We start from the raw sequence: 7,202 nt of genomic DNA on the forward strand, positions 1-7,202 counted from the left end.
ATATAGACGCTTAACTAATAATAAGTTATAAGAATAAAGTAATAAAATAAATATTAAGTTAAATTATGTCATCATTCAACATCAAAAATCATAAAAATGATCTGCTATTTGTACCGCTAGGAGGATCTAATGAAATAGGTATGAATCTTAATCTTTATCATTATAAAGGTAAATGGTTAATGATTGATTGCGGTAGTGGTTTTGCTGATGACTACTTACCTGGTGTTGATATGATAATTGCCGATAGTAGCTTTATAGAGAAATATAAAAAAGATATAGTAGGTCTGATTTTAACTCATGCTCACGAGGATCATTTAGGCGGTGTACAATATTTATGGAGTAGCCTTAAATGTCCTATTTATACTACTACTTTCACAGCAAATTTTTTAAAAATTCGTTTAAATGAATATGATTTTGCTAAAAATATAAAAATTCATGAAGTGAAACCCGGTAGTAAAATAAGTCTAGAGCCTTTTTCCTTAGAGATGGTGCCACTGACTCACTCGGCTCCTGAAATGCAAGCAATTATGATCCGTACGGATGCAGGTAATATTTTACATACGGGAGATTGGAAATTTGATAATGATCCGGTACTTGGTAAAAAAGTCGATGAGGAGCTTCTAAAGTCTTATGGAGATGAAGGGGTTCTTGCACTTGTTTGTGATTCAACTAACGTGTTTAATAAAGGAAGCTCAGGGTCTGAGGGAGATGTTAGAAAAAGTTTAGTAGATATCATAGCCGGCTGCCCTCAAATGGTAGTAGTTTCAACCTTTGCATCTAATTTAGCACGGCTTGATACAATAATTCATGCTGCAGGACTGGCCGGTAGAAAAGTAGTCTTAACCGGTAGAAGTTTGCATCGTATGATGCTTGCTGCTCAAGAAAGCGGCTATTTTAAAGATATTTCTCCTCTAATTAGTGAACGTGATGTTAGTAGATTTAGAAGAGAAGAATTATTAGTAATTGCTACCGGTTGTCAAGGCGAGCCCATGGCAGTAACTACAAAACTGGCTAGTAATTCTCATCCGTCAATAAGACTTGCTCCTAAGGATACGATGATTTTTTCTTCAAAAATTATTCCTGGTAATGAAAAAAAAATATTCAGACTATTTAATATATTTGTTAAAGCCGGTGTAGAAGTTATTACCGAACGTGACCATTTTGTGCATGTTTCAGGACATCCATCGATTGACGAGTTGCACAAAATGTATTCTTTAATTAGACCAAATATTTGTATACCTGTTCACGGCGAGCCTGTACATATTCATGAACATGTTAAGCTTGCTAAGAAAAACGGTATAAAACAGGCAGTAGAGGTTGAAAACGGTAGCGTAGTATTGCTTGAACCTAATAATGCAACAGTAATTTCAAAGGTTGAAAACGGTTATTTAGCTGTAGATGGTAATTATTTACTCCCTGTAGAATCTCCGATTTTCAAAACTAGAAGACGTATGCGTGAGTCGGGTATCGTGGTAGCGTCAGTAGTAATTAATAAAAAAGGGCTGCTTGCTGCAAACCCAATGCTGTCTATGCCTGGTCTGCTTGATCCAAAAGAGGATATGGCGTTGGTTAATCTCATTAAAAACGATATTAAAGAACTTGTTACCATTCAAAATAAACAGGCTAAAAAAGCATTGTCGGATGAACAAGTAATCGAAGCAATAAAAGGCACAATTCGTAAAACCTTAAAACAAGAAATTAATAAGTCACCCGTTATAATAGTAAACCTTGAGAAAACTGTGGAGTAGTGAAATTGTGATTGTGAGTAGGTATTATTGTATGGTGCGAGAAGCCAGTTCTATATCATTCCCGCATGGTGTTGTTGCGTGGATACCCTAGCCATCATTGCAAGGAGTGAAGCGACGCGGCAATCCAGGAAAATAATTAAAAAATTCTGATTTACAGAATTTTTTACTGGATTGCTTCGTCGAATTACTATGTAATTCTTCTCGCAATGACAAAAAGCTGGTCCACGCGGGCAACGCCACGCAGGAATGACATAAACATAAACTTGCAAGCGACAAAGAAAAAATCAAATGAATAAATTTAAAAATATTGCTGTTTATGGAGGAGGGAGTTTCGGTACTAGTCTTGCTTCTTTAGCATCACAAAACTGTAGTAATGTTACTTTATTTTTACGTGATGAGGAAATAGCAAAAGAAATTTTACATAAAAAAACTAACATAAAATATTTAGGGGATATTAAGTTACCTGCTCATTTACAGGCTACTACAAACTTAAGTGTAATTAAGGATTTTGAGCTAATTATTATTGCAGTGCCGTCTTATGCTTTTGATGATTCAATAAAATTATTAAAAACTCACGGCATTTCTGAAGATAATACTCTTCTAATCGCAACAAAAGGCTTTGCCCGTAATCCTACTGAACTATTTTCTGATAGATTAAAAACTCTATTACCACATAGCTCTACAGCGTTTTTTGCAGGTCCGAATTTAGCAAAAGAACTCGCTAATAATTTACCGGCTTCGGCAAATATTGCAAGTTTAGATATAGATATAGCAAATAAAATAGCTAATAGCCTAAGTTCAAAAATTTTTACTACTAATATGACAAGCGATATTGTAACATTACAGGTAGCAGGAGCGTTGAAAAATATTTTTGCTATTAAAAGTGGAATTGATTTAGCAAATGAGCAGGGCGAGAATGCAAGAGCAACGCTTATAGTCGCTGCCTTAAAAGAAATTATTACTTTATCTAAGGTCTTTGGAGGTATGCACAAAAATTCTGATATTTTGCTAGAGGCAGGAGTAGTAGGCGATTTAGTGCTTACTTGTTACTCTTTAGGTTCACGTAATACAAATTTTGGTTATGAGCTTGGAATTAGTAGCGATAAAAAGAAATTTTTACAGGAATATAAACAGCTAGTAGAAGGAAGAGAAGCATTAAAATTAGTTTTAGATTTGATCAAAAAATATGATTTACATATGCCTATAATTTCTGAAGTGGCTAGCTATGTTATTCCTGCATAGGTGTGGCGTTGTTGCATGGAACGAAAAACCTACTCTATGTCATTCCCGCCTACACGGGAATGACATAAAATGACCCATGCAACAATGCTTCCTAGCAATGACGATTGATTATAGCTATAATAAGCTCTTCATCTGTTCTCGCTCTAATTTTTCTTGTTTATCTAGTTTATTAAACATTCTTTATAAAAACTGTTTGTTATATATACAAGTTCTATTTCAGGCTTTAATTCAGAAGATTTAAGTATTACTACATCCTTGAAAGTAATCACTTTATCAGCTTCTTCTTCTAAACTATATTTATCTTTTAAAATGTTATAAAACTCTTCAAATTTATTTTTATCTATAGTTAAAATAACGGCTTCTATTACATTAAAATCATTATATTTTACTAAAGCTTTAGATATAGTTTTTACATTTGATTCTATATAATAATTATATCCTTGCCAATAATTAGGTTCTTTATTGATGATTTTGTATTTTTTTGTTAGATCTATATTGGTAGTTTTATTTAATTCAAGACCAAGCGGCATAGGATTAGAGTAGGTATTTAAACAAAAAAATATAATTAATAATAGTAATAGATTTTGCATAAATATACTCGTTAAACTTGAAAAATTTGCTACGTCGTCTTTGTAAGTCCTAGGATGCTCACGTATTAAATATACGCTCTGCTCCTCGGCTTACAGACTCCTTGATTTTTTCCAAGTTGAACTTCGTATCTCAACTCTTCATTTCACAGGAGTATATAATATTAAACAACAAATCTTAAATACCATAATATTGATTATATTTCAATTAAAAATTAATAAAATAAAAATCTTTACAAAATTTAGTGAAAAAAAATAAAACCTCATATATTATAAGTAATTATATCTTTAGCTCATTACATGATAATCTTTAGTATAGTTTTTTTTAAAACCGTTTCGGTATTATTAAGTGTAGTAATAGGATTTTTAGCAGGTAAATATTCAAATGTTGAAAGAGATAGTATCTCTTCGTTACTATTCTATTTTATATCGCCTATAGTATTTTTTACGATACCTGCTAGTACAACTTTAACACTTTCGGCATTAAGCGTTACGGTCGTAACATTTGTAATTGCAACACTCTTATCACTTTTTTCTTATTATTTTTTTGGTAAATTTTGGCAGGATCATACACGTAATATTATAGCTTTGTCTGCAGGTACGGCAAATGGTGGATATTTTATGTTGCCTATAGCTGCAGCACTTTTCGATGATTATACATTAAGTATTTATATGATGGCGGTGATAGGAGTTAATATTTATGAATGTTCCGTCGGCTTTTATATTTGTATGCGCAGTTTTGCTAATACCACCGATAGTATATTAAAAGTAGTAAAATTACCGATTTTAAACGCTTTTTTCTTGGGATGTTTATTTAGTTATTGTGGTTTTACTTTACCAGATTTTTTAGATGATTTTATATATAATATGAAAGGTTCTTTTTCAATACTCGGTATGGTGATGGTGGGGCTTGCTCTTTCGTCTCTACAAAGGTTTGAAGTTGATATAAAATTTACTCTTGCTACTTTTGTTGCTAAATTTCTATTCTATCCTTTGGGGGTAGGGTTATTTATCATGTTTGATCATTTTATAACAAAATGGTATAACAATGATTACTATAATGCTCTAAAACTACTTTCTACGGCACCACTCGCAGCAAATACTATAGTTATAGCGAATTTACAGAAATTTTATCCTGAGAAAGTTGCAGCTACCGTATTTTTATCTTTGCTTTTTGTAGTTATATATATGCCGACAATGGTCAGTATATTTTTAAGTGACTTAAATTAATAACATGATGACAATGATTTTTTTAAATTTATTCTAAATTGGTATTAATAGGTTCATATGAAAATTAATTCAATAAAAATTGGTCCCTATATTAATTTATTACCTCTTCAATATATACCGAAACATAAAATTTCTTATGTGGAATTCGGTGATCCTAAAAATAAAAATATAATAGTATGTGCTCACGGCTTAACTAGAAATGCTCATGATTTTGATAAAATAGCTAAAGAGTTGAGTAAAAATTATAGAGTAATTTCAATAAATTATCCCGGTCGTAGTGATAGTGAAAATTTTAAAAAAGCTAATCATTATAACTATACGACTTATATTAAAGATACGTTATTTTTTTTTAAAAGGCTAAATATCAAAAATCCTATTTGGCTCGGTACTTCAATGGGCGGTATTATAGGTATGGTACTTGCCAGTAAATATAAAAATATTTTTAAAGCCTTAATATTAAATGATATAGGGGCGTTTATTGATGCTGCTCCTTTAATGAAAATTGGAGGTTATGCTAAAAAAACGATACTCTTAGATGATTTGGCTAGTGCAAAAGAACATTTAAAACTTATTTATGCACAAATCGGTATTAAAGATGAAGAAGATTGGGATTATTTAACAAAATATAGCGTAATTTCTACATTCGGCGGAAAATATAAAATGAATTATGATCCTGCTATAACAAAAGGAATGAAAAATGCTAGTAATCAAGAAGATGTTAAACTATGGTCCGTATGGAATAAAATAAAATGTAGAATATTAGTAATTCATGGGATGAAATCTCAAATTTTAACAAAATCTACTGTTAAAAAGATGCAAGAAACAAAAATTTTTGATCTTTATGAAATAAAATATGCCGGTCATGCTCCTTCCCTAATGAATTTTGAAGAAATTAACTATATCAAATCTTGGTTAGAGAAGAAGTCTTGAGGTCATTTCTGCGTGGATATTAAATCGTCATTGCGAGGGGTGAAGGGCTTTATTGCAGGGCTCTTATGTCATTCATGCGCAAGCAGGAATCCAGAAACAAAAGATATTAAATACAGCAAATTTTTGAAATTAAAAACTCGATTTATCTTGCTTTATGCTGGATTCCTGCCTACGCTGGAATGATACAGAGATCATTTAAATTAATTAACAAATAATAATTATGAAAATTACTACTAAAGTACTAATAATAGGTTCAGGTCCTGCTGGTCTAAGTGCCGCTATTTATACGGCTAGAGCCGCTCTAAAACCAATATTAATTAATGGTATGCAGCCAGGTGGGCAGCTTACAATTACCACCGATGTTGAGAATTATCCCGGATTTGCAGAAACAGTGCCAGGATCTTGGCTTATGGAGCAGATGTCTATGCAGGCTAAAAATGTCGGTACAGAAATTATTAGTGATTATGTAGAAAAAGTGGATTTATCAAAGAGGCCTTTTAAAGTATTTACAGGATCAGGAAATGAATATGCAGCAGAAAGTATAATCATCTGTACTGGTGCGGAAGCAAAATGGCTGGGTATAGCTTCGGAGCAAGAATTTATGGGGTTTGGTGTTTCGGCATGTGCTACTTGCGATGGTTTCTTTTTTAAGAATCAAGAAATAGTTGTAGTAGGGGGAGGGAATAGTGCAGTAGAAGAAGCTTTATACTTAACCAATCATGCTAGCAAAGTTACTATAGTGCATAGAAGAGATAGTTTTAGAGCTGAGAAAATATTACAAGATCGATTATTTAAAAATCCTAAAATATCGGTAATTTGGGATCATGTAGTAGATGAGATTGTAGGTAGCAATAAGCCAAAATCCGTTACCGGAGTTAAAATTAAAAATGTCCACACCAAAGAGATTAGTTTATTGAATTGTAGCGGTGTATTTATAGCTATCGGGCATGCACCGAATACGGGGTTATTTACTGGACAAATTGCAATGGATGACGATAATTATATCATCACGAAATCAGGTACAACCAAAACTAATGTAGAAGGTGTGTTTGCTGCCGGTGACGTTCAGGATAAAATTTATAGACAAGCAGTAACTGCTGCAGGAACAGGCTGTATGGCAGCTCTTGAGGCTGAAAAATTTTTGAATAAATAATAAATTTCCTAAAAAAAGACATAATCATATAAGAATTTATTAATTTAAATTCTTATATTGAAAATTATAGCAATATACTCTTTCTTTCTAATTTTATAAAATAGAGAAGGATTATGCCTATACAACACTTAACTTCAGAGAAAAAAATGGGAAATTTTTTAAAAGCTATAGGAGGCAGAGATAGGTGTTACAGAGGTAACTGATAATAAAGTCATTTTTATAAAACAACTTCTAAAGACTTAGAACATTTTCGTACATTATTAGCATCTCCTGATGAATTAAAGAAGAATGTGATACATGCTTTATTTAATG

6 protein-coding genes are annotated in these 7,202 nt (G+C 32.0%); 5 read left to right on the plus strand and 1 reads right to left on the minus strand.

Translation table 11 applies throughout. The features are described from left to right. Positions 1-65 precede the first annotated feature (65 nt). Together A452_RS0102840 and A452_RS0102845 are read left to right on the plus strand one after the other, a co-directional pair. Positions 66-1,748, plus strand: a complete 1,683-nt coding sequence (locus tag A452_RS0102840) for a ribonuclease J (protein WP_014412778.1) — start codon at positions 66-68, stop codon at positions 1,746-1,748. A 288-nt stretch (positions 1,749-2,036) separates the two neighbouring features. Beyond that, positions 2,037-2,990 (plus strand): NAD(P)H-dependent glycerol-3-phosphate dehydrogenase, encoded by a 954-nt coding sequence (locus A452_RS0102845; RefSeq protein ID WP_014412777.1) that lies wholly within the window; start codon positions 2,037-2,039, stop codon positions 2,988-2,990. A 161-nt stretch (positions 2,991-3,151) separates the two neighbouring features. Here A452_RS0102845 and A452_RS08140 read toward each other — a convergent pair whose 3' ends face one another. Continuing rightward, positions 3,152-3,580, minus strand: a complete 429-nt coding sequence (locus A452_RS08140; RefSeq protein ID WP_014412776.1) for a hypothetical protein — start codon at positions 3,578-3,580, stop codon at positions 3,152-3,154. Positions 3,581-3,877: 297 nt separating this feature from the next. On the opposite strand from A452_RS08140, the gene A452_RS0102855 reads away from it, so the two are divergent. From A452_RS0102855 to trxB, 3 genes are all read left to right on the plus strand, one after another. Then, positions 3,878-4,807 (plus strand): AEC family transporter, encoded by a 930-nt coding sequence (locus tag A452_RS0102855; protein ID WP_014412775.1) that lies wholly within the window; start codon positions 3,878-3,880, stop codon positions 4,805-4,807. Between the two features lie 57 nt (positions 4,808-4,864). Next, the gene (locus tag A452_RS0102860; RefSeq protein WP_014412774.1) at positions 4,865-5,737 is read left to right on the plus strand and encodes an alpha/beta fold hydrolase; all 873 of its coding nucleotides are present in this window, start codon (positions 4,865-4,867) and stop codon (positions 5,735-5,737) included. A gap of 220 nt (positions 5,738-5,957) precedes the next feature. Further along, complete coding sequence (gene trxB / locus A452_RS0102865) at positions 5,958-6,890, plus strand: thioredoxin-disulfide reductase (protein ID WP_014412773.1); 933 nt, start codon at positions 5,958-5,960, stop codon at positions 6,888-6,890. The last annotated feature ends 312 nt before the right edge of the window (positions 6,891-7,202 follow it).

Origin of the sequence: Rickettsia australis str. Phillips, assembly GCF_000273745.1 — a bacterium.
GTDB classification, from domain to species: Bacteria; Pseudomonadota; Alphaproteobacteria; order Rickettsiales; family Rickettsiaceae; genus Rickettsia; species Rickettsia australis.